22 protein-coding genes, 1 tRNA gene and 1 pseudogene are annotated in these 23,489 nt (G+C 43.6%); 15 read left to right on the forward strand and 9 right to left on the reverse strand.

From position 1 onward, the window contains the following. Positions 1–109: 109 nt before the first annotated feature. Both QRY16_RS03020 and QRY16_RS03025 read right to left on the reverse strand, forming a co-directional pair. A complete protein-coding gene (locus tag QRY16_RS03020) occupies positions 110–1,381 on the reverse strand; it encodes a DUF445 domain-containing protein (RefSeq protein ID WP_193405141.1) in 1,272 nt (423 codons plus the stop codon). A gap of 26 nt (positions 1,382–1,407) precedes the next feature. Further along, positions 1,408–2,910, reverse strand: coding sequence for a helicase HerA-like C-terminal domain-containing protein (locus QRY16_RS03025; protein WP_289775587.1), 1,503 nt, complete (start codon positions 2,908–2,910; stop codon positions 1,408–1,410). 847 nt (positions 2,911–3,757) lie between these two features. Between QRY16_RS03025 and QRY16_RS03030 the strand changes: the two genes are divergently transcribed. The 3 genes from QRY16_RS03030 to QRY16_RS03040 are packed head-to-tail and all read left to right on the forward strand — an operon-like array spanning position 3,758 to position 7,564. After that, the gene (locus QRY16_RS03030; RefSeq protein WP_289775588.1) at positions 3,758–4,486 is read left to right on the forward strand and encodes a gluconate 2-dehydrogenase subunit 3 family protein; all 729 of its coding nucleotides are present in this window, start codon (positions 3,758–3,760) and stop codon (positions 4,484–4,486) included. Positions 4,487–4,524: 38 nt separating this feature from the next. Beyond that, complete coding sequence (locus tag QRY16_RS03035) at positions 4,525–6,294, forward strand: GMC family oxidoreductase (protein ID WP_193406441.1); 1,770 nt, start codon at positions 4,525–4,527, stop codon at positions 6,292–6,294. A gap of 4 nt (positions 6,295–6,298) precedes the next feature. Next, positions 6,299–7,564 carry a c-type cytochrome gene (locus QRY16_RS03040; protein ID WP_289775589.1) on the forward strand — a complete coding sequence of 422 codons (1,266 nt, stop codon included), beginning with the start codon at positions 6,299–6,301 and terminating at the stop codon, positions 7,562–7,564. Between the two features lie 46 nt (positions 7,565–7,610). On the opposite strand, the gene QRY16_RS03045 is transcribed toward QRY16_RS03040, so the two are convergent. From QRY16_RS03045 to QRY16_RS03060, 4 genes are all read right to left on the reverse strand, one after another. Beyond that, positions 7,611–8,282 (reverse strand): MarC family NAAT transporter, encoded by a 672-nt coding sequence (locus QRY16_RS03045; RefSeq protein ID WP_289775590.1) that lies wholly within the window; start codon positions 8,280–8,282, stop codon positions 7,611–7,613. Between the two features lie 64 nt (positions 8,283–8,346). Further along, the gene (locus tag QRY16_RS03050; protein WP_289775591.1) at positions 8,347–8,982 is read right to left on the reverse strand and encodes a hypothetical protein; all 636 of its coding nucleotides are present in this window, start codon (positions 8,980–8,982) and stop codon (positions 8,347–8,349) included. A gap of 263 nt (positions 8,983–9,245) precedes the next feature. Then, positions 9,246–9,473: a putative quinol monooxygenase gene (locus QRY16_RS03055; RefSeq protein ID WP_289775592.1), complete on the reverse strand. Its 228-nt coding sequence runs from the start codon at positions 9,471–9,473 to the stop codon at positions 9,246–9,248. A gap of 91 nt (positions 9,474–9,564) precedes the next feature. Continuing rightward, complete coding sequence (locus QRY16_RS03060; protein WP_289775593.1) at positions 9,565–10,194, reverse strand: LysE family translocator; 630 nt, start codon at positions 10,192–10,194, stop codon at positions 9,565–9,567. A gap of 130 nt (positions 10,195–10,324) precedes the next feature. Between QRY16_RS03060 and QRY16_RS03065 the strand changes: the two genes are divergently transcribed. Then, complete coding sequence (locus tag QRY16_RS03065; protein WP_289775594.1) at positions 10,325–10,639, forward strand: ASCH domain-containing protein; 315 nt, start codon at positions 10,325–10,327, stop codon at positions 10,637–10,639. Between the two features lie 351 nt (positions 10,640–10,990). On the opposite strand, the gene QRY16_RS03070 is transcribed toward QRY16_RS03065, so the two are convergent. After that, positions 10,991–11,497 carry a YjjA family protein gene (locus QRY16_RS03070; protein WP_289775595.1) on the reverse strand — a complete coding sequence of 169 codons (507 nt, stop codon included), beginning with the start codon at positions 11,495–11,497 and terminating at the stop codon, positions 10,991–10,993. 582 nt (positions 11,498–12,079) lie between these two features. Between QRY16_RS03070 and QRY16_RS03075 the strand changes: the two genes are divergently transcribed. The 5 genes from QRY16_RS03075 (at position 12,080) to QRY16_RS03095 (ending at position 16,251) form a co-directional block, all read left to right on the forward strand. Next, entirely contained in the window at positions 12,080–12,475 is a 396-nt protein-coding gene (locus QRY16_RS03075) for a YsnF/AvaK domain-containing protein (protein WP_289775596.1), read from the forward strand. Between the two features lie 28 nt (positions 12,476–12,503). Beyond that, positions 12,504–13,532 carry a YsnF/AvaK domain-containing protein gene (locus tag QRY16_RS03080; protein WP_289775597.1) on the forward strand — a complete coding sequence of 343 codons (1,029 nt, stop codon included), beginning with the start codon at positions 12,504–12,506 and terminating at the stop codon, positions 13,530–13,532. A gap of 217 nt (positions 13,533–13,749) precedes the next feature. Next, positions 13,750–13,834, forward strand: a tRNA-Leu gene (locus QRY16_RS03085). A gap of 189 nt (positions 13,835–14,023) precedes the next feature. Continuing rightward, positions 14,024–15,271, forward strand: a complete 1,248-nt coding sequence (locus QRY16_RS03090) for a tyrosine-type recombinase/integrase (protein ID WP_289775598.1) — start codon at positions 14,024–14,026, stop codon at positions 15,269–15,271. A 110-nt stretch (positions 15,272–15,381) separates the two neighbouring features. Then, positions 15,382–16,251 (forward strand): DUF6387 family protein, encoded by an 870-nt coding sequence (locus QRY16_RS03095; RefSeq protein WP_016190492.1) that lies wholly within the window; start codon positions 15,382–15,384, stop codon positions 16,249–16,251. A 244-nt stretch (positions 16,252–16,495) separates the two neighbouring features. Here the strand turns inward: QRY16_RS03095 and QRY16_RS03100 are convergent, their stop codons facing one another. Continuing rightward, on the reverse strand, positions 16,496–16,921 hold the full coding sequence (locus QRY16_RS03100) for a hypothetical protein (protein WP_289775599.1): 426 nt from the start codon (positions 16,919–16,921) through the stop codon (positions 16,496–16,498). Positions 16,922–17,344: 423 nt separating this feature from the next. On the opposite strand from QRY16_RS03100, the gene QRY16_RS03105 reads away from it, so the two are divergent. From QRY16_RS03105 to QRY16_RS03130, 6 genes are all read left to right on the forward strand, one after another. Then, the gene (locus QRY16_RS03105; RefSeq protein ID WP_160886422.1) at positions 17,345–17,548 is read left to right on the forward strand and encodes a helix-turn-helix transcriptional regulator; all 204 of its coding nucleotides are present in this window, start codon (positions 17,345–17,347) and stop codon (positions 17,546–17,548) included. A 380-nt stretch (positions 17,549–17,928) separates the two neighbouring features. Continuing rightward, a complete protein-coding gene (locus tag QRY16_RS03110) occupies positions 17,929–19,134 on the forward strand; it encodes a site-specific integrase (protein ID WP_289775600.1) in 1,206 nt (401 codons plus the stop codon). Between the two features lies 1 nt (position 19,135). Beyond that, positions 19,136–20,449: a tyrosine-type recombinase/integrase gene (locus QRY16_RS03115; RefSeq protein WP_289775601.1), complete on the forward strand. Its 1,314-nt coding sequence runs from the start codon at positions 19,136–19,138 to the stop codon at positions 20,447–20,449. After that, complete coding sequence (locus tag QRY16_RS03120) at positions 20,446–22,077, forward strand: DNA-binding protein (protein WP_289775602.1); 1,632 nt, start codon at positions 20,446–20,448, stop codon at positions 22,075–22,077. The genes QRY16_RS03115 and QRY16_RS03120 overlap by 4 nt, the downstream gene beginning before the upstream one ends. Next, a complete protein-coding gene (locus QRY16_RS03125) occupies positions 22,078–22,476 on the forward strand; it encodes a hypothetical protein (protein ID WP_001052044.1) in 399 nt (132 codons plus the stop codon). It abuts the gene before it with no gap. Between the two features lie 97 nt (positions 22,477–22,573). After that, positions 22,574–22,987: a hypothetical protein gene (locus QRY16_RS03130; RefSeq protein ID WP_000361848.1), complete on the forward strand. Its 414-nt coding sequence runs from the start codon at positions 22,574–22,576 to the stop codon at positions 22,985–22,987. 58 nt (positions 22,988–23,045) lie between these two features. On the opposite strand, the pseudogene QRY16_RS03135 reads toward QRY16_RS03130, so the two are convergent. Continuing rightward, positions 23,046–23,489: pseudogene (locus QRY16_RS03135) on the reverse strand (hypothetical protein); the annotation flags it as partial.

The following is a 23,489-nucleotide window of genomic DNA, read 5'->3' on the forward strand; positions in this document are numbered from 1 at the left end:
GAACCCCGAAAGCTGGATACCCAGCGATTAGGGGTATTTGTTATATGGCCAGAAAAATGTTCACACCAGGCTTTAATCAGCAGGTCGTTTCTCATTATCAAATTTACGGTCACGCAGAGAACAGCAGCGGAAGTTGTGACAGTAAAAAAAGAACCAGACCAATAGTCCCCCCGACCAGTGTGCCGTTGATACGGATAAACTGCAGATCTTTCCCAATATTCAACTCAATCTGACGTGACATATCGCGTGCGTCCCAGCTTTTCACCGTATCGCTAATGTGATGGGTAAGAAAAGTCGCGAATTCTGGCGCGACGCTGCGTGCGGCGTCTTCCAGATGCTGATTCATGGAATGACGCAGCGCTTCATCGGCGGCCAGCGTCTCACCCAGCCATAAGGCAGCAAGCCGCACTTTTTCCTGAACACGAGAATCTTCGCTGTTGAGATCGGCTTTCAGCCAGCTACGCAGATCGTTCCATAACTCGCCAATATAGCGATTGAGCGAGGCATCTTCCTTCAGCCAGCTTTTTATGACTTCGGCACGTTCAGCCATATCAGGATCGCTTTTCAGCTTCTCCGTCAGCCGCTCTACTGCGCGATTAAAACCGAGGCGCAATTCATGGCCCTGATCACGCGCAACATCATCAAGCAGCGAATCAACCGCGTTTGCGACCAGTTCTGCGCTGTGCTCGCCAAGCCATTCCGTCGGCAATACTTTGGCTTTAATCGGGTGCTCCCGCTTCAGCCAACGCACAATTTGTAGCGCGATAAACTCGCGGGTGCTGGGTTTATGCAACAGGCGAAGCAGCTGTTCCACTGCGGCGTCGAGCAATTCCTGATGACGATTATTTTTAGTCAGACTTTCCAGCAGCAGCGCGCTGGTTTGGCTGAGATCAACTTTATCAATGGCGCGATGCACGGCGCGACGCATAAGGTCCTGAATACGCGCATCATCGGTAAGATCAAGGAAACCGCGCATTACCTGCAACAGGTGACGGCCAACGCGATCGGCATTGCCGGGTGCGTTCAGCCAGTCTGCCAGCATGCGTGACGGATCATGGCGACGGATCAGGCTCAGCAGAGAATCGGTATCGAGAAACTTCTCCTGCACAAAGCGGCCAAGGTTGTCGCCGATACGATCTTTGTTACGTGGAATAATCGCGGTGTGGCGAGAAATAAACGGCACCGGTACGCGATGAAACAGCGCGACGACGGCAAACCAGTCTGCCAGCGCGCCCACCATCGCCGCTTCGGCTATGGCTTTCACACCGCTAACCCAAAAGCCAGGCGGCAGAAAAAGCGTGATGATAAAAGTGGCGGTCGCCAGCAGCAGCAGCAGCAGCGCCAGTCGCTTGGTCCGTTTCAGTTCGTATTCTTTATCCATGTTGTGATCTTAGCAAAGGTGCAACGTTAGCGTCGGCGTCCGCCCAGCAGGCTTCCCAGTACACCGCGAATGATTTGATGGGTAATTTGGCGTGTGGCACTTTTCGCCATGGTTTGCACTACGCCATCTTTTTTTCCGCCGCGCGGGCCGGTGCTGCCAAATAAAATATCTTTCAGACCGCCAAGGATTCCGCCATCAACCGCGACAGCGTTGCCTTTGGCTTCCGGTGCGTTGACCTTTTCGCTGGCGGCTTGCACACCTTGTTGCAGGCGTTCAAACGCCGACTCACGATCAATCTCGGTGTCGTATTTGCCCGCCAGCGGGGAGTGATTGATTAGGCCATTTCGTTCATCGGTGTTGATCGGACCCATGCGCGAACCTGGCGCTATCACCATGGCGCGTTCGACAACGGAGGGGCTGCCTTTCATATCCAAAAAGGAGATAAGCGCTTCGCCCGTGCCGAGCGTCTGGATCGCCTCGACGGTATTAAAGTCTGGGTTAGCGCGCAGGGTTTCTGCGGCAGTCTTTACTGCTTTTTGATCTTTCGGGGTGAAGGCGCGCAGCGCATGCTGGACGCGGTTGCCCAGCTGACCGAGCACGCTGTCGGGAATATCGGCTGGGTTCTGCGTCACAAACCATACGCCAACGCCTTTGGAACGAATTAGGCGCATCACCTGCTGGATTTTCTCCAGCAGCACGGGCGGAGCATCGTTAAACAGCAGGTGCGCTTCGTCAAAGAAAAATACCAGTTTGGGCTTATCTAAATCGCCTGCTTCCGGCAGTTGCTCATACAACTCCGATAGCAGCCACAGCAGGCTGGTGGCGTAGAGTTTTGGCATCTGATACAGCTTTTCGGCGGCTAAGATGTTAATAAAGCCTTTGCCGTCGCTGTCCACGCGCATCCAGTCGGCAATTTCCAGCATCGGTTCACCAAAAAAGTGTTCAGCGCCTTGCTCTTCTAGCGCCAGCAAACCGCGCTGAATCGCCCCCACCGAGGCGCTGTTTATATTGCCGTATTGCGTCTGGAACGCTTTGGCATTGTTGCCGATGTATTGCGTCATGGCGCGCAGATCTTTGAAACCCAGCAGTAACAATCCCTGGTCGCCGGCAATACGGAAGATGATCTGTAAAACGCCGCTCTGTACATCGTTCAGATTCAATAATCGCGCCAGCATCAGTGGGCCGAGATCGGAAACCGTGGCGCGTACCGGATGGCCTTTCTCACCAAAAATATCCCACACCATGACCGGGTTGCGCTGCGGTTGCCAGTGACTGACGCCGATTTTCGCCAGCCTTTCCTGTAATTTTTCGCTGCTTTGGCCTTCAGCGGCGATCCCCGTTAAGTCGCCTTTGACGTCAGCCATAAACACCGGTACGCCGATAGTTGAAAAAGACTCCGCCAGCTTTTGCAGCGTGACGGTTTTACCGGTGCCGGTTGCGCCAGTAATCAAACCGTGGCGGTTAGCCATTTGCGGCAAAAGGTATAGCTGGACGTCGGGCGTTTGGGCTATCAGTAGCGGGGAAGGCATATTTTTTCCACTCTCAGGTAATAGGTGATGCCTGAAGAATAGCAAGCGGCGCACGGCCATGAGGAGGAAATTTAACCGAAAGTGAAGCATTGCTCGTCGAGTATACGTTGGCGGCTGGCTAGTTAATCGTGTGTAAGTTGGGAGACGTGACGCTGTTGTTTGATCATATTTTGCTGGTTTTGTCTGAACCGCACTGCGGATTCATAATCGCAAGACGAAATAGGCAACCTGCCCGTTTATAAGGTGTGTTTTAGGCAATGGAACGCATTAAGCGTCAGGCTCAGCAACGTTATTGCCTGGCGTTTTAATCGAAAGGGAATAAGCGGTTTATTCCGTTTTAGATCACAACCCGATTATTTACCGTTTGCCAGGCGATAAAAGTAAATATAATGTTGCTAATGAGAATAGTTATCTTGTATGGAAGTATGATTTTTATTTATCGATTATTTTTCGCGATTATTACATTCCGGAAATAATTGTGGGTGTTATTTATACAATATTGTCTTGTTCCCCGATGTTTGTGCGGTTTTTAGTTAAATTCCTGCCTCGATAGTCCGTTACCTCGCTGTAACCTAAGCGCAACAGTTGATTAAATTTCACTATAAAATAAATGGTATTTATTTTTTACATTTAGAAATGCCTATATCCCTAATATTGCCAGCTTATTAACCGATATATTTCGTCATTCACATAATTATTACTTTTATCCGGCATTATCCTGATTGCAATGGGTTGGCTTATTCTGTTTTCCCTGCGTCTTACTTCAGTAAGGTTATGGGGCACAAAATGATACTTTTTTGTAAGAAGGTGACTGTTTGGGTATCTGGCAGATGAGAGTCGTGCGGCTATGCTTCTTCAAAAACCCACCACCAGACGTAAATTTCTGCTGGGTTCATTATTGGCTTTGCCATTAAGTGACCTGGTATTTAAAGGAATAACTGCAGCGCAAGCCGCAGAAATGGCAGCACCGGAATTAGCTGATTACAAACCCATATTCTTCAGTGCTGAAGAGTGGCAATTTATTTTAGCGGCCACCGATCGTTTGATTCCGGCGGGCGGCAAAGGTAAAGCGCCGGGCGCACTGGAAACCAACGTACCCATTTTTATCGATCAGCAGCTGCACAGCGAAGAATTTGGCAGCGAAATCTATCTTCAGGGGCCGTTTAACGTGCACGCACCTGCTACGATGGGTTACCAGATTCCTTTCCGGCTACAGCAGATGTACCAGACGGGCATCAAACTGGTTAATCAGTGGGCGCAGAGCACCTATCAAAAACCCTTCCATGAGCTTTCTGAGAAAGAGAAAGACGACGCGCTGACCGGGATCAACAAAAATACTGTCGACTTCGCAGCGTTGGGTGAAGCCAACCTGAAAGCGTCGCAATTCTTTAACCAACTGCTTTCCGATACCAAACACGGTTACCTCGCCGATCCGATGTACGGCGGCAATAAAGGTATGAAAGCCTGGATTGCCATCGGCTTCCCCGGTGCGCGTGCCAGCTTCACCGAATGGGTGAAACAGCACAACGTTCCGTATCCGCTAGGCCCGGTTAGTGTGAAGGGCGAACGCGCTTAACCGCGCATTCCGAATCAGGTATTTGAAACAGGATTATCATGGCACAGGTTACTAAAAAAGAAGTCGATGTCGTCGTCTGCGGACTCGGCTGGGCCGGCTCGCTGATGAGCATTGAGCTGGCGCTGGCAGGGCTTGAAGTGCGCGCATTAGAGCGCGGCGGCGATCGCGATTATGATGAGTTCGCCTATCCAAAACCGGCGGATGAGTATGCGTATGCGGTACGTAATAAAGTGTTTGCTACCCCAGCGGAAGCTGCGGTAACGGTTCGCTATAACACCAGCCAGACGGCGCTGCCAACCCGTAAATGGGGCGCGTTTGCGCCGGGCACTGGCGTGGGCGGCTCCGGTCTGCACTGGACGGCAGTTCTGCTGCGTCCAACCCCAACCGACATCAAGCTGAAAACTTACGTGGACGAGGCATACAAGCCAGGCATCCTGCAGGAAGATATGCGTGTGATGGATTTCCCGTTTACCTGGGATGAAATCGAACCATATTTCTATAAATTTGAACTGATTTGCGGTCAGTCCGGTAATACCGGCAACCTGCGCGGCAACATTCTTGAAGGCGGGGATCCGTTTGAAGGCCCGCGCTCTGAGCCTTATCCGCTGCCCGCGCTGGATGATACGTTAAACAACGTGATGTTCAAAGAAGCGGCGGCTAAGCTTGGGTATCATCCGTTCCCGAACCCGTCAGCGTGTGTTTCTCGCGCATGGAAAAACCCATACGGCAACCAGATCGCACCGTGTAACTACTGCGGCTATTGCAGTAAATATCCCTGCCTGAACTACTCTAAAGCCTCACCGCAAACGGCCGTGATGGATGCCCTGAAGCGTATGCCGAACTTCTCTTATGAAGTGAACGCGGAAGTGATCAAAGTGGTGCTGAACGACGACAAGAAAACCGCTAAAGGTGTGATCTATATCGACGGTCAGGGCAATGAATGCTTCCAGCCAGCGAAGATTGTGGTGCTGAGTAGCTTCCAGCTTTATAACGTGCGTTTGATGTTGCTGTCTGGCATTGGCAAGCCGTACAACCCTATTACCGAAGAAGGTGTAGTAGGGCGTAACTATGCGTTCCTGTCGAACGGCGGCGCGACGCTATTCTTCAAAGATAAGCACTTCAACCCGTATGCGACTGCGGGAGCAACGGGCCAGATGTTCAACGACATCTCGCCGGGCAATTTCGATGGTCCTTCACTCGGTTTCCTTGGCGGTGCGAAGATCCATAGTTCACAGGCCACGGGAACGCCAATCAGCGCGGCTCTGCCAAAAGGCACGCCGACCTGGGGAGCAGGCTGGAAAGAGGGCCTGGAAGAGTGGTATGGCCATTCAATGAAGATCAGTATCACGACGACCTGCCAGTCGTACCGTGACATCTATCTGGATCTGGATCCGAACTATAACGATCACCACGGTTTGCCGCTGCTGCGTATGACGTTCAACTGGAAAGAGAACGAGTTGAAACTGCAGCAATATCTGAAAGGAATTGTGGGCAATATCGCGAAAGAACTGAATCCAGACAGTATGAGCATGAGCTTCCTGCCAATGGGCGCTGACTTTGATCTGACCAAATACGTTTCCACTCACAACGTGGGCGGAGCGGTAATGGGCGATAACCCGAAAACCTCAGCACTGAATAAATATTTACAGAGCTGGGACGTGCACAACGTGTTTGTGCCGGGCGGCAACGCTTTCCCGCAAAACTTCCAGGCAAACCCGACCGATACCATCGGTGCGATTACCCTGATGGCGGCACAGGCGATCAAAGATCAGTATCTGAAAAATCCCGGTCCACTGGTACAGGCATAAGCGCATGAACAAGCTGAATTTTAAATCATTGTTACTCGCCAACGCCGTACTGCTGGCCAGCGGTTTTGCAGTTCAGGCGCACGCAGAAGATGAAACTCAACTGATCAAACAGGGCGAGTATTTATCGCGCCTTGGCGACTGCATGGCATGTCACTCGGTTGCGGGTAAGCCAGATTACGCGGGCGGCCTGGCGATTGAGTCGAACCTTGGCACCATTTTCTCCACCAATATCACGCCAGATAAACAACACGGTATCGGTAATTACACCGAACAGCAGTTTTCTGACGCGGTACGTAAAGGCATACTGCCGGATGGTTCGCGTTTATATCCGGCGATGCCGTACCCGGATTACGCCAGGATCAGCGATGCTGATATGCACGCGCTGTACGTCTATTTTATGAAAGGCGTGAAGCCAGGCGCTGAGCAGCCGCCGGAAACCAAACTGAGCTTTCCGTTCAGCCAGCGCTGGGGTATGCGTTTCTGGAACTGGGCATTCACTTCCGATAAGCCCTTCCAGCCGATTGGTGGCGCGTCTGAAGAAGTGAATCGCGGTGCGTATATTGTCGAAGGGCTGGGGCACTGTGGTAGCTGTCATACACCACGCGGGTTTGGCATGAACGAGAAAGCGCTCGACAGCAGGGATGATCAATTCCTGGCGGGCGGCAGCCTGAATAACTGGGATGTGCCGTCACTGCGTGGCTTGCCGCGCTGGAGCGAGCAGGAGATCGTTGATTATCTACAAACCGGTCGTAACGACAAAGCCGCAGTAGGGGGCGAGATGAAGTCGGTGATTGAGCACAGCAGCTCACACATGACCGATGCAGACCTGAAAGCTATCGCCGCCTACCTGAAATTTATCGGTGGCAACCCGCCGCTGCAGGCTTATAACGTGCAGGCGCAACAGGCAACCGAGGCCAGGCTGACGACGGCGAAAAACCTGACTGAAGGTGAACGTCTGTACCTCGACAACTGTGGCGCTTGCCACTTTGTCACCGGTAAAGGCGCGGCAGGCATTTTTCCGGAGCTGGATCAGGCGACTCTTGTCAATGCGAAGGATCCAACCGGGTTGATCCACACTATTCTGGTGGGAGCACAACAGCCATCAACTGAGAAAGCCCCTTCGAAACTGGCGATGCCGGGCTTCGGCAATCGTCTGAGCGATGATGAAGGCGCGAAGCTTGCAACTTTCGTTCGTCAAGGCTGGAGCAACAAAGCCCCTGCGGTAAGCAAAGAGCAGGTAGCGGAAGTACGTAAGTCATTTGAGCACTAAATACTGAGTACTTAACGGAAAACGGGGCGTCATTAGCGCCCCGTTTTTATCCGTGCAGGCCGTGAGCCACTTCCAGCACACCATTTATTACAAACTGCACGCCCATACACACCAGCAAAAATCCCATCAAACGCGAAATGGCTTCGATGCCGCCTTTGCCGACCAGCTTCATAATCCCGCCTGAGCTGCGCAGCGATATCCATAAAATGACGCTGACCAGAAAGAAGGTGATGACAGGGGCCACGGTCAGCACCCAGTCAGGAAAATCCACGCCGCTCCTGACCGTAGAGGCCGAGCTGATAATCATTGCAATAGTGCCGGGCCCGGCTGTGCTGGGCATCGCCAGAGGAACAAAGGCGATGTTAACGCTTTCTTTTTTCGCCTCCAGTTCATCCTGTTTATGTTTGGCTTCAACCGATTGACCCGCCGGTTTAACCGGGAACAACATGCGAAAACCAATAAAGGCGACGATCAAGCCCCCGGCGATGCGCAAACCCGGAATTGAGATACCGAAAGTATGCAGCACTGCGTTACCGGCGTACCATGCCACAATCATAATGGCGAACACATATACGGAGGCTTGCAGCGCCTGACGATTGCGCTCGCTATAGCTCATATCGCCCGCCAGGCCAAGAAATAACGCCACGGTGGTGAGTGGATTTGCCAGCGGCAAAATAACCACCAGCCCCAATCCGATGGCTTTAAATAACTCCAGCATTTTGCTGCTCCAGGAGAATAGCGCGCCAGCAGGATACTGACGCGCAGCAATCAAAGCGATGCGTTTAATGTTTCGGACGTTCCAGCGCTTCCAGCAGTTCCGGGAAGAAGTCTTGCAGGATCTCAGGGGTCATTAATTCAGGATATTGCATCAAATGTTCACGGATGCGTTCGTTGACGTCGGGGATCAAAAGCTGTGCAGCGCGGGTAGCACTGACCTTTTGCTTCTTCATGATACGCAACATTGCGTCGGGCAGGCTGTCCTCATCATCCGCGTCGTCAGCCATTTCCAGCGCATCCAGCTCATCAAACATCTCCATCAGCGCTTCGGTCTGTGGCGTGCGTGACTGATATTCGTGTGGATGTTCATCCTCAAGAAAACGCAGCATGGCGCGCATCGGTGTGCCATCTGGTGCTGTGGGCGGCTCGGCAGCGAACCAGCTCAGTAACTGATGCAAAGTGATTTGATGCACATGGTAGCCGCTGTCGACTAACTCATCGGCGAGCAGTTCTGCGGTTTCATTTTCGATCAGGCAGATATGGGTTTTGTGCGGATCATACTGATCGAGCCACTGGTAAATCTCTTCAATGACGCCGTCGTCGTACTCGAATTTTTTGTTGAAATAGCTGCCATCCGGATCATGTACGCAGGCTTTAATGAGATCGGGATCAAAGTAAATCGCAATGTTGAAGCCTTTCATACGTGCTGTCCTGTGTGATTCAAAAACTCACTATAACGCTGGATGGACAGTTAGGAAACGTCAGGTGTTAATGACGGGTTGCGTTGCATGATGTCCGCACGATTCACTCGCCCGCCGCAGTGATATAGCGCGTGCGACTATAAGGAAATGATCGACAGCCAGATTAGCGAAATCAAATACATAATCCGCTATGAAGGTTCCTGACTGCTAACAGCTACTCAACGTCGAATATTTTATACTCTCTGGCAATCGCGCCGGTTTCTTTACCCCAAACTGAAACCTTCGTTCTTTATTTGGTGAGTATCGAAGGCATCTTTATCCGTGAAACATTCTTCGACCTGCCAGATCAACGGATCTGCTGTTTCTGTTACGTCGAAAGAGATACATCCGGCCTCTTCATGCGTCAGCCTTTTATGTTCTGGAAGGTAATGACGGACAATTTTCGACTCTTCTCTATTTGTGCATACTAAACGCCCAGTCAGTTTAATCATTATTATCCCTTTCTTTTGATTGATTCGTAGGATGTTCTCCTTCAGGTAAACGTTATACCAAAGGATCGATGAGCGATGTATCAGGGAAGATTTATAACTGATACAGCAACGGAGAAACTGACTCAATTAGGCTGAACAGAGAAAAAATAATGAGCAGAAGCCCTCCCACACAGTTGACGTATTTTTTCAACCGCAGTGGATCGGTATTTTTGGCTGAAAAAATCAGGGCATGACTGATGGCGATAAGCCAGAGGCTCATCACTGCTACATGAACAGAGGCCAGGGTCAAATAATTGCTAACGCCTCCCTGGTTTCCAGCAAACTGTGGAATGACCGTCAGATAGAACATGATGGCTTTAGGGTTCAGAACATTCGCCAGCCACGCCTTGCTTACCGTAACCGAAGACAGGCTGCTATTAAGTTCGATATGCTTTGTTTTCAGGCCGCTGCGGATAAGCATCACGCCTAACCAAAGGAGATAAATCGTTCCTGCCATTTTCAAGCTACCAAAAACGGTGGGAGACGAGACAATGACAGCGGTTATACCGAATCCGATAAAAAGCGCATGTGTGTATATGCCCAGAGCTGTGCCGGCCAGGGTGCTGAAAAGCCCTTTACGTCCGTCTGCCAGAGCGCTACTCATGACAAGAGTGAAGCTGGCTCCCGGCGAGAGCGCTACAGGTAGTAGTGCAGGCATAAAGCCGATGAGGTTGATTTCCATAGGCGTTGGATAGTAAGCGGTCTGTCACCGCGTTGCCAGTTTATCCAGCCTGATATTCCCTGTGATAAGTCAGACCGTTGCCTGATGTTATGATAAATTCCGCTGATACCAGATTTACAGGAGAGTAATTATGCAGAGCCTTGAGATCGTTCCCCGTCTGCTTCCTGAAGTCCGTTCCGGCAGAAAACGGCACACTATCCGCTGGCGTGAGCGCAAAATTGTGCCCGGCCTGATGCGATATGTGAACGCGGAAAACGCCTCTGATACGTTGGTGGTGCGGGTGACTGAGGTAAAAACCATGCCGCTCTTCTCCGTGGCACGTTATCTCGGCAAGTCAGAAGCGTGGCCAGATACGGTTCTGCTGACCGGTATGCAGGAGCATTACCCGGATATACAGCTCAATTCAGAGGTGGACGTGATACACCATCTTGCAGCAGATAAGTAGGCTCGTTACCTGGCTGTTATGGTGCATTATCCCATTTAAATTTAACGGATTTTATCGGGGCGTCAGTTAAACGGAAACGCCATTACGGGTAAGTCGTTTGTCGGCAAACCGGTGGAGTATCAGCGCAGGCAGATCGCCAGCTGAGAGGATGTTATCTGTTCCAGATCACACGGGATTGGTCAGGCAGACCCGCAGTGGTACGCCGGAATGCCTGCAAAAGAACCGTCTGACATGCCCTGTTGCTGACTCAAACGGGAAGCTATCAGCCGGTAACTTTATGCCACTGACCGTTGGTCAGATTACCTGAAAGGTGAGGGAAGCGTACACAGATACGCCTGCCTCACCCAGAGATTATGAAATGAAGTTCTTACCCTGCTTCAGTACCACATCACAAGCTTTAGTCTTGAGCTTCTCGCCCATGGTAGAGTTGCTCAGGCTTTGCAGATTCAGCTGCTGGCCGTTGCCAGTATTCAACAGCCCAGCCACACCTTGCTGATAATCTGTTTTCTGCTCTTGTGCCGTTGACGTGTTCAGCCCTAACTTACTGAGAACCTGATCCTTCACCGACTGCACATTATTTTTCACTACATTATGTTCGACACAGTACTGCATCACGCCCGCCGCATTGGTCATACTATTGGCGCTGACCGCTTTATCGCCACCATTCAGCAGCGCGGTAATAGATGAAAGCGACAGCCCGCTATTCTGACTTGTATTGGTGGAATTACTGCTGTTTTGCTGGCTGAGTTGTGATGCTGCGCTACTCAGTTGATCCTGCCAGCTTGCCGCCGATGCACTACCGGCCACCAAAAGTGCTGCTAAGCCCCATCCCCAAACGCTATTTTGTGTTTTTTTCATATCAACCTCAGACATTTAATTATTTTTGCTACTACTGGCTTGTTAAGAGAAAGCTGAACAATAAAAGTTCCAACAAATTGCGACTAAAAATGTTTTTGAGATTAATCTGTAAAGAATTGATGGTATTTCAGGCAATAGCGCTACGCTTACTAAGTGTATTTAAATCAACTTAACTGGAGTAGCGCAGTTTATTAAGTGTGTCACCCCTGAAATATAAATAAACATCTCTTCATTTTTTGATTAACTGTGGGCTGGTTTATTCCTGGGAAACGTAAATTTCGCGCTGCGTTTATATTAGGTAAAGCAATGAGGGTGAGTATTTATCAATGGCATAAGTTGTGAGTTAATACTGATATTTATCAGGAAGTTATCAAATTAAACGGAGAGTGGCCGCTGCGCTTTATATATGTTTAATCAAACTGTAAAAATTCCTTTTTATTCCTCTTCCAAATAAAAAAATATCCTTTTTACTTTCTAACTCAAATTTATTGTCTAGGCTTAATAACTATGTCAGGTCGTTGCGGTGAATATTCATAAGAAGTGATGAGTATTTATTTATTGAAACGGTAAACGGGAGAGAATATGGCTGAACAGCCGGAACACAATAAAGATGCCGAAATCACTTTGAAGCTTGCTGAAGAGCAAGTTGATGTGACTAAGCAGAAAGTTGTGGATGGTCATGTTCGCATAACCCGTTCCACAACTGAACATGACGAAATGGTTAGTACGCTACTCAATAAGGAAACGGTTGAAGTTGAGCATGTGGCTAAAGCGCAACGCGTTGAGTCGATGCCAGAAATCAGGGAAGAAAATGGCGTACTTATTGTGCCGGTCGTTGAAGAAGAGATTGAAATCGTCAGAAAGCTGGTGCTTAAGGAAGAGATCCACATTCGAAAGGTGCAGGAGACCGCGCCTTTTCAGGAGGTGGTAACACGCCGTAAACAGCGGGTCAAAATAGAGAAAGACGACGATCGGTAAATGAAAAGCTCACAAGAGAGGAATGATCATGGCACACGAAAAAATCGTAACACTGTTCGATTCTGCAACTCAGGCCGATGCCGCGAAAAGAAATCTCATGAAAGCAGGCTTTGCTGATCGGGATATTAGTTTAATCAGTGGTGAACGCCTGCAGTCTGAAGGCAAAGCGATTCGACATCCGAGCATTTGGCAGCGTTTGTTTGGACATACGGTTGATGAAGATCAGGCGGATGTTTATACCAAAGCGATGGATACTGGCGGCGTAGTGTTAACGCTACAGGCTGAAGAAGAGGAGCTGGCTAAAGCAATGACGATTCTTCATTCACATGATTCAGTGGATGTGCCGTCACGCATAAAAAGCTCGCTAACGGATACGCCGCAGCAGAATGTCGGTCAGACAGTTAACCCAACGGCAGGGCGTGATTTTGCGGGTGAAACCGATGATCGTAGTCGTGAGCCATTGCGTACTTCTTTAACGGGTGATGAATCTGAGGAAGAGATTCTGCGTCTGGCTGAAGAGCAAATAGAAGTGGGCAAACGCCTGGTCAGTGAAGGTTCGACACGCGTACGCCGTTATACCGTGACGGATGAAGTCTCAGAAGATATTTCACTGCATGAGCAACATGCTGATATTTTCCGCCGTTCAATAAACGAACCAGCGCTAACCGGTGATGTTGACTGGTCAGAGAAAACGGTTGAAGTCGCCGAATCCCACGAGCAGCCTGTCGTTAACAAAACGGCTAATGTGAAAGAAGAGGTGGTGGTACGTACTGACGGTAGCGATCGTACTGAAACCATCAATGATTCTGTTCGCCGTCAGGAAGTGGATATTGACAAAAATACGGCTGACTCTCACGAACGAGCATTATCGCCTGCGGGTGGCGCCAATACGGTAAATAATCCCGGCGCTAGCCCAGCGGCTGCAGTCTCAGCGAAAGATGAGAATACAACCGGTAACGCCTTTAATTCTCAGACCGGTGAGCATAAACCAGGGGTGACTGAGAAGGCAGAAGATAAACTCAGCGCGGCGAAAGACAAACCGGGAAGCAAACTGTAAGTGATAAGCTTTACACCAGAGCGTAGGCTCAGGGTGGCTTAAATTTCATTTTGTTACATCGAACAAGACCAGCTCGACGGCTGGTCTTGTTATTTTTACGGGACAGGTAATATGCTCCGCTGTTTTTTTCACCGCTTAGCGCGTAACCCGGTGAAAGGGGGTTGCGCGCTGCGCATGTAACGGTATAATCCACCACGTTTTCCGCATCCTCTTCTGTGCCGAAGTGGCGAAATCGGTAGACGCAGTTGATTCAAAATCAACCGTAGAAATACGTGCCGGTTCGAGTCCGGCCTTCGGCACCATACAAAGCTTTTTTCAAGTCTACCAACGTCTACTTTAGTCCATAAAAACAGTAAGTTAAGCAGAGTTTTGGGTTTTCTTAGTCTGTCCACGTCTACTTACTTCTATCCACATATACCAACGAATGATGGTATAACTGGTGGTATCTTCGGTTCGATTGATTTTGATACCAACAGCGGAGGTATCAACTGATGGCACTCACTGATATCAAAGTTAGGACTACCAAGCCCTCCGAAAAACCTTTCAAACTCACAGATGGGCAGGGTATGCACCTGCTGATCAACCCCAATGGTTCAAAATACTGGCGACTCCAATACCGTTTCGATGGCAAACAGAAAGTTTTAGCATTGGGTGTTTATCCAATGGTCTCTCTTGGTGAAGCTCGCAGGAAACGAGATGAGGCCAAAAAGTTGGTATCTGTTGGTATTGATCCTTCTGAGAAGAAAAAAGCCGACAAGATCGAGCAAAGTGAAGCCCTGACTTTCGAGGCTGTCGCAAGGGACTGGCATACTGCCTGTAAAAGGAAATGGTCTGATTCCCACAGCGTGAGAGTTCTAAAAAGCATGGAAGATGGTCTCTTTACTACTATTGGTAAAAGAAAAATATCCGAGCTTAATACCAGAGATCTTCTTGCCCCTATCAAGGCTGTTGAAGCTTCCGGGCGACTGGAAGTTGCTTCCCGACTACAGCAAAGGACGACGGCAGTAATGCGATATGCTGTCCAGAACGGGCTGATAGATTACAACCCTGCTCAGGAGATGGCAGGAGCTATTGCTGTAGCCAAAAGAATCCACAGGCCAGCTTTGCCATTCGAACGATTTTCAGAACTCTTAGAACGAATTGATAACTTCAAAGGTAGGAAACTCACGAAGTTAGCCGTAAAGCTGACATTGCTCATTTTTATCCGTTCCAGTGAACTCCGATTCGCAAGATGGTCGGAGATCGACTTTGAAAATGCGATGTGGACTATCCCTGGAGAACGCGAGCCATTGCCAGGAGTCAAACATTCCCATCGAGGTTCAAAAATGAAGACCCCACACCTCGTGCCGTTAAGTCGTCAGGCTTTAGAACTTCTAAAAGCCATCAGAGAAATCAGCGGCGAATGCGACCTTGTATTCATTGGCGATCATGATTTCAGAAAACCTATGAGCGAAAACACAGTGAACAAGGCGCTCAGGTCGATGGGTTATGACACAACCGTTGAGGTATGTGGGCATGGATTCAGGGCGATGGCTTGTAGTGCCTTAATCGAATCGGGAAAATGGTCAAGGGATGCTGTTGAACGGCAGATGAGCCACCAAGAGCGAAACTCCGTTCGTGCGGCCTACATTCATAAAGCAGAACACCTCGATGAGAGAAGGCTTATGTTGCAGTGGTGGGCTGATTATCTTGATGAAACAACTAAGAAAAGAATTGCACCTTTTGACTTTGATAACTAACTGATTATTATGAATTAAATGGCGTATTCAATAACCAATTGAGACGCCATTTTTTTTTTGCGATTTATGTGCTATTACGAAGTAATACTTTTTACAACGGAGTGGCATTAATGAAATCTTGGGTAAAAATGAATAGTTGGACATCAGAAGACACCAAAGCAGTGAAAACGTGGTTTGATTTGGACAAATATCGAGAGTTTGAAAACATTTCTATTAATATGCTTTACCATGAAATATGGGCGAGAACGTATTTCTTCAAACCAGTAATAGAAGAAGGAATGCAGAAAACGGTAATGAAAAATTATATGCAGATATTGGATGGTGATCCTTTTCTTATCAAAGAGAAGCACTTAAATTATATGGATGCCGAAAATAAATTATATCAACCTCCATACTTTTTTATTACTACAGTTGATCGAATAGCAAATATCAGTTTTGCTTGTATGAGAAAGGCTTTATTCATAAGAGCAAATACAGAGCAATATAAAATAGATTCCACTATTGAAAATGAATATATTTCCGAAAAAATCCCTGAACAGTTTCCTACTACGATTATGTTAGAAATCGATCTTGCGGGTGGAAGCGATGATGAGATAGCTGAGGCCCTGCGAGTATCATTACCACAATGGCGAAAAGTAAAAGGCGTTAAACCTGCACCACTTGATGCAGTCAGATTTGGTTATGGGGCAATAAAAAAATTAATTAGCTATCGAATTATCCCTATGCTTGATTTGCTCGCATGGTCAGAACGAAAAAAAGTACTTCTGTCTGACGACAGACTATCTCGATTACTATACACGGATGAAGATGATGATAAGGCGATTCGCCAAGGATATCATATAAGAGATGCTGATCGGCCTTTCGCAATGAAAACTGTAGAAATAGATTTTTTAAGACAATTTAACTTTTTTATTAATAAAAACCAGCATGTTAAAGAAATGAGGGTTTCGGATGTTATGAAGCTGTCAGATACTGATTGATTATATTGCAATGGTTGATAAATATATTTTAAGAAAGAGTTTTCTGAATATAGAGGCTTATTATTATTTATTATGCGGTAACGATTATGCGAAATATGACAATTTTTCAAAAATATGATTGTGCTATAATATAAAAGCAGAACGTTTCCCATTTTGGGAAGAAATGAAGAATGCCAGATTAGACAATATATACAGCACATGATTGATGTAATCTCAGGAAAAATCTGACAGTAAAGAGGCTAATTTATAGCCTCTTTTTAGTTTTGCTTAGAACTTTTCTGTTATAAAATTTGGATTCGATTATATTTTTTTCTCTTTTAGCAGTGTGTATGTTATTTAATGTAATGAATTTTTTTGTCAGATCTTGATAGTTTTCTGTGAAAAAATTTTCAGATATAGCAAATGAATTATCTTCCTGTTTTGTTAAAATTTCTTTGCCGAGCATATAACTAATTAAAGAGGTTGTTTCATCTGGTATTATCGGTTTTCGCTCACTTATATCATCAATTAGAAATTGTAAGAAATCAAGATATATTCTTGGTGTTAGATTATATAGATATTTATCATAGAATTCATAACTACCAAGTTTGATTAATTCACTTTTGAAAAGATGCTCATTACTATAATAATATACTCTAATGTGGTCAATGTTCTCTTTAATATTAATCATTTTTGGGTCCTTAATAGTTTTTGTTATAATAAAATAACATGTAAAATCTATTGTGCAATAGGATTTAGAAGGTTTCTATTATAAAAATAAATTTTTCGAGTTAACTGCTTATTGATGAAAAATACATAATTAGAGGCTACCTTAATACGCAATTGAACAGATAGTTATCTTCTCTAAGCTCAAATCTAGTGAGTAAAGGCTTTCGATCTTGTGAAAATTTAGGTGCATGAAAGAACTGTTTTCTACCTGTAGCCTATTGATGTGAGGGTTTCGGATGTTATGAAACTCTCAGATTCTGAGTGATATGAATCTCCAGAGACTCATAGTTTCGAACCAGGGATGGCTCTGGTGTTCGCAATCTCGCTTCATCCATTCGAAATTCATTTGTACTGTATCCCTGTAGAAACAACAGAGGACATACATATGGAAAATCAAGCTCGTCTCATCCGTTTACCAGAAGTCATGAAGAAAACTGGATTTGGTAAAGCGTGGATCTATCGTCTTATCAGCCAAAATCGGTTCCCACAGCCAGTAAAGATCGGTGTTCGTGCTACCGCTTTTGTCGAAAGCGAAATCGATGAATGGATTCATTTAATTATCGAAAATTCAAGAAAGCATGTCGCTTAACAGAAATGCTGCTTCATCGCTTTTTAACTATTGATAATGTATTAAAAAAAAGAAATTTACAGATATTATGAGTTTACGTAGTGGGTAAAAAAAAAGAGGCTTTGTAAAGTTTGCATCTGAAAAAATGAATATATTTGACGTAATTCTTTACCTTTTTTCTGGCAGAGCTTTTGCTATAAGACTTAGAGATAGTTTTCTTAATATCGGGTATGGATACAATAAACTAGCCGTACCTGTTTATTTGACGTCAAATAATTTTTTTCAAGCCATTAATATATATACCAAATAAACTAAGGTCATTGTAAAAAATTTGAATTATTTTGAATTGGAATATATTTAATAAGTGAGAGTGATATTAATTTGTAAAGAATGAGGTCAAAATGGGATATAAAGTAAAGAAATTCATCATGAGTAATGGGGAGCGAGGATGCCTGATCCTTGATAAAAATAGTAATCTACCAGCTTACTATCAAAATCTATTTCTTACTACAGACATAAGAAATAGAGGCGCAACGGCCTCAACGATGGAAATAGTTGCAACTAACTTACTAATTTTTAGTAATTTCTTAGATAGTAGGAAAATTAATATAGTTGAGAGAATTGAGCTTAAAAAATATCTCAGCGTTGCAGAAATAGATGATCTGGTAAGATATGCGAAACAAAGATTCGATAGACAAAAAATTATAAATATAAAATCAGCAAGTAATAGGTTTATTGCGAAGAGAACCTTTAGTTATAGAATACACGTTTTTTCACGCTACCTTAAGTGGTTATGTGGATTAGTTCATTCGTCAAAGGGGATTCATGCAAAGTATGAAGTAGACGTATTTATTGAAAGTATCAGAGCACATATTCCAAGAAACAGTTCATTGAATATGAATGAAATATCTGAAAAATCGTTAAATGAAGAAGAGATCAAAGTGCTTTTCCGTCTATTAGAAATTGGCGGGATTGAAAACCCTTTCCATAAGGAAGTACAGGTCAGGAACAGACTAATATTTACCTTGCTCTTAAATTTAGGTTTAAGGGCTGGAGAGTTGCTCAATCTTAAAATAGATGATTTTGATCTCAGAGACAACACTTTAAGTGTAGTCAGAAGACATGATTCAAAAGAAGATGGAAGGTCTTATCAACCATTAGTAAAGACTGGAGAAAGGGTTATTCCGTTATCTGATGAGTTAGCCTGTGAAATTTTGGATTACATAAGTAATAGCAGAGAAAAAATGACAAAAAGGAAAAAGCATAATTTCTTATTGGTGGCTCATTGCACCGGAAAAAACGCAGGGGAACCCTTAAGCATTTCAGCTTATGAGAAGGTGATATCAACACTGAAACGAGGATGTCCAGATCTATATAATCTTTCAGGTCATAAGCTAAGGCACACTTGGAATTATATGTATTCTAAAGGCATAGAAGGTGCTGAATTAGAATATAGTAGAAGGGTAGATTTAAGGAATTATCTGATGGGTTGGTCAAAGGAGTCAATCATGTGTGATAGATACAATTTTAAATATATATCTCAACAAGAGAAGAGTGTCGTCTTAAATGTCTATAAATCAGTAAGTAAAATAATTAGTGGGGTTTAGTGTGGAAATCAAATGTATTGAAAGTGAGCAAATTTTTTTTGCTAAGATGAATAGATATAGTTTCAAACTGTCAGATAAGAAATGGCAACTTGATAAAGAAAACTGCGTATACCCTCATAAAGTTGTAGATAGAATGCCTACAAAAATGAAACTTAGCTACTTAAAAACATTAGCTTACTATGCGTCTGAATATAGTTCTTTTTATATACAAAATATTAACAATCTATTTTATAAGTGGTTTGGTGCAATGACCATTGATACTATTGATGACAAAGCAATATATCAATTGAATGTTTATTTAGGTTCAGAAAGAAACTACAAACTAAACATAATTAAGGCTTTCATCACTAAATGGAAAAAGCTCAATTATCCTGGGGTGGAAGCGACTGCCATTAGAATGCTGGAGAAAATAAAAATCATTCCAAACCAAACAGGAGATGCAGTCAAAAGACGAGATCCAAATAAAGGACCTTTAACTGAAACGGAATTCAATAACATTATTAACGCCGTTGGAAAATTTTATCATGAGAAGAAAATTCAATGCTTTTTGTATTGTTATATCATTTTGTTGGCAATAACAGGAAGAAGGCCATTACAATTAATATCTCTAAAAGCTAAAGATCTCATTAAAAATGAGAAAGGGTGCTTTTTAAATGTACCAAAAGTAAAACAAAGAAAATGTTTCAGAAAAGAATTCAACATGGTAATGATAGAACCGTTCTTATATGACAGCTTATCAATGCTAATTAATCAAAATCAGGCGTTTGTTGAAGATAAATTCAGTGTTGGGATTAGTAACTATAGAGGCGAATTACCAATCTTCATGAATTTAGATAAGATTACGGAAACAAAAAGGATTGAGGTTTTTTTATCTGATTTAACAACAGATTTTTTCCATATGAAAAATTCAGTTATGTCAAAACTATTAAAACACTTTCCGTCAAAATTCGATGTTAGGTCAGAAAGGACTAACAGCTATATAGAACTTAATGCTAGAAGATTCAGATATACGTTAGGAAGTCGACTGGCTAACGAAGGAGCCTCAATTGAGGTGATTGCTAAAGCGTTAGATCATAAATCAGTAAACTCTTCTATGATATATATAAAAAATAATCCTGACAATGTTTATGACATCGATAAGAGACTAAGTGCGTTTTTTAACCCCTTATCTAATATCCTTATGGGCATAGAGATTGAAGAAAACAAGAACTTTTTTATCAAGTATGTTTCAGATGCATTTTTATTATTAGAAGATACGAAAGAGGATTTGAAATGTTTAACGTGTAAAAAATTCAATCCCTGGAGAGCATTATGAACAATATATTTATTTTTGAACCAAGCAATAAAAACAACCCTCACGATAATGTTATTAAGTTCATCGAGTTTTGTAAGAGTACTATTTCTAATAATAATTTAACAACTTCTTGGGAAAGCAATAAATGGAAAGGTTTATATAGGTTTACTAAGTTTAACTCAAAAAACAACCTAAACAGCAAGGAATGCTTAGATGATAGCTTTATTAATTTTGCTAAAGCATATATGTTGCATGTGCATTCATTCAATAAATCTAAGACGAAACACTCAACATTATCAATGTTGAAGATTGTAGAATTCGTTTTACTGAAAATAAATATGGAAGCTAATATAAGCTATTGCAACAATTCAGTTTTTGATGAATGCATAAGAATTGCCTCTGTAAAGTATTCTAAAGCACACGCATTTTCTATTGGAAAAGAACTTGAGAAATTGAGTTCATTTCTAAGTGATAATAAGATGACTAATTTAACTTATTTATTTTGGGTAAACCCAATTAGGTATAGGATTACTCAGTCTTGGACGGGTTATGATTCTACACTGGAAGGCCATTCTAGATTGCCTGATATCAAATCAGTTATTGCGATTGCTGAGATTTTTTCAAAGAGGAATGAACAATTATCTTCAAGAGATATATTTACTACATCTGTGCTAGCTTTACTTATGTGCGCACCTAGTAGGATATCAGAAATTTTAGCTTTGCCAGCAGATTGTGAAATTACAGAATGTGATGGAAAGGGAATTCAAAGATACGGTTTGAGATTTTTTTCAGCAAAAGGGTATGAAGGTAATATAAAATGGATTCCAACTTTAATGATACCTGTAGCTAAAAAGGCAATTAGCAGATTAAAAGAATTGTCAAGTCAAGCGAGGTTATTGTCTGCTGAAATTCAAAATAATTACTCTAATTCAACGATGGGGACCCTTAAAGAAAATATACCTGAAGATTTCCCTTGGTATGATAGAGAGAAGAAAATCAAATATTCTAATGCGCTTTGCTTGTTAACTGAAGGACAGTTAAGTCAAAATAAAAAGAAAATGTCAGATAAGCTATTCAGACCTACAATGAATTTTTTTAAAACTGATGTCGTTGATTCGGAGTATATAAAAGGATATTTTAATGTGTTTAAAAGGCATGGTTATATAAATGAAGACGGTAGCCCATATTTGCTAAGAACACATCAATTGAGGCATCTTCTCAACACATTTGCTCAAATAAATGGTATGGATGAGTTTAGTATTGCTCGCTGGTCTGGACGTAAGCTTATTTATCAAAATGTTTCTTATGACCACAGATCGCATCTTCAAATGTCTAAAGCAATAAGAGAACAAAAGTTATCAGTGTGTGTTAACGAGCACAGAATAAAGAAGGCTCCAGTGGTTGATCCTAATGAGTTTGATTCACTTAGTAGTGGCGCAGTACTTGTATCAAAACATGGCTACTGCAAGCACTCATATGCGTTTAAGCCGTGTGAACATTATCCAATTAAGAACTCTGGTTTAGATAACAAAACGATTTCAAACATTCACGATAAAATTTTAAAAAGAACACTGTATGATAAAAATGATGGGAACATAAATACTGATAGATGGTATGAATTCCATAAAAAAATAAAAAAAGGAGAATAAATGGCTAAGCATATAAATGGTTATCATGAGAAGAAGATTGTAGATGTTATTAATACATGGTCTATAGATGAAAAACTAACCTGGGATGCTTTGTGCGACAGGTTAGTAAGGATTATTGGCAAAAGGCCATCAAGACAATCCTTAAGTAGTCATGTAAGGATTGCAGAAAGCTTCAGTGTGAAAAAAGCCACTATCAAATCTGGTGCAATACACACTGTAAAACCTGCTAATTTAAAAGTGGCTTCTCAACGAATTAGAAGACTTGAAGCAGAAAATGAAGCTTTGAAGGCATTAAATGAACGCTATTTAGAGCAGTTCAAAGTATGGCTTTATAATGCTCACCTTAAACAAATAACGATTGAAGAACTTAATAATCCGTTACCTGCAAAATACCTTTAATAGAATTGATAGGTTTTAGCTATTGACATGGTAAAATATTATGTTATTTATTTTCTTGTCAGGACGACAAAATTTCACTATTGCAAGGATGCATATTATGGATAAAACAAATATTAACTTAATGGAAAGGTATCTACTTCTGCTTGATCGATTCGTTGATAAACTCGCTGAATCAGGTTTCTCAGAGCAACGAATTATAGAACAATCATATCTTTTTTGTGCAGGATTTTATATCAAATACCAAAGTGGTATCGAAAAAATGACCTTCTCCAACAGGGAGGTTGTTTTAACCTTTCTGCTACTTTCATATTATAGTCATATAAATAAACTGGATGATGATTTGATCAACAAAGAGCGTATGAAAAATGTATGTTCTTCATTGATTAACTTTATAGTCAGTAATGGTAGCCGAACAGAGAAAGTCTATGCTAATGAGAAAAGGAAATATGAGGCTTCGACCCTAAAAAGATCGTTATCCATCAAAGAGAAGAAAAGAAAATATGGATTGTGATTATTTTAAAAGCCCGTAGTAGGAATCTACGGGCTAACTCTTTGTTGCTTATGATTTTTCATTTTTTTACTAAATCGATAAGATTTCTGATTTCATGATCAAATCTAGAGCTTCTTCTTTTAATCCAATTGATACAAACGAAGCTTCCGATCCTTGATAGGAAATATGTGAGCCACATATACTTGTGCTCATCCCACACATATCCATCTTTAAAGCCCCAAGGCAATGTGAGAAATGAAATAAGTGCAGCAGCACAAAGTAAAATGAAAACAATAGAGAATAGTTTCGAAACAGGCATTGCTCTGTAATACGATGCTGTAGAAGCATTATGGAACAGTATTGTCAGAAAAGCGGGGATGACAACTTTTTTCCTGTTTAAGTTTACTTCATGTTCTCCCGTGTTCTTATTAACGATAAGTGCATCTTTATACACGTTATACGAACCATCCTCACTATACTGGCGCAGCTCGTATTTATATCGTATGGAAATTAAAGTCCTGCA

Origin of the sequence: Mixta mediterraneensis, from assembly GCF_030283135.1 — a bacterium.
In the GTDB taxonomy this organism is placed as follows: domain Bacteria; phylum Pseudomonadota; class Gammaproteobacteria; order Enterobacterales; family Enterobacteriaceae; genus Pantoea; species Pantoea mediterraneensis.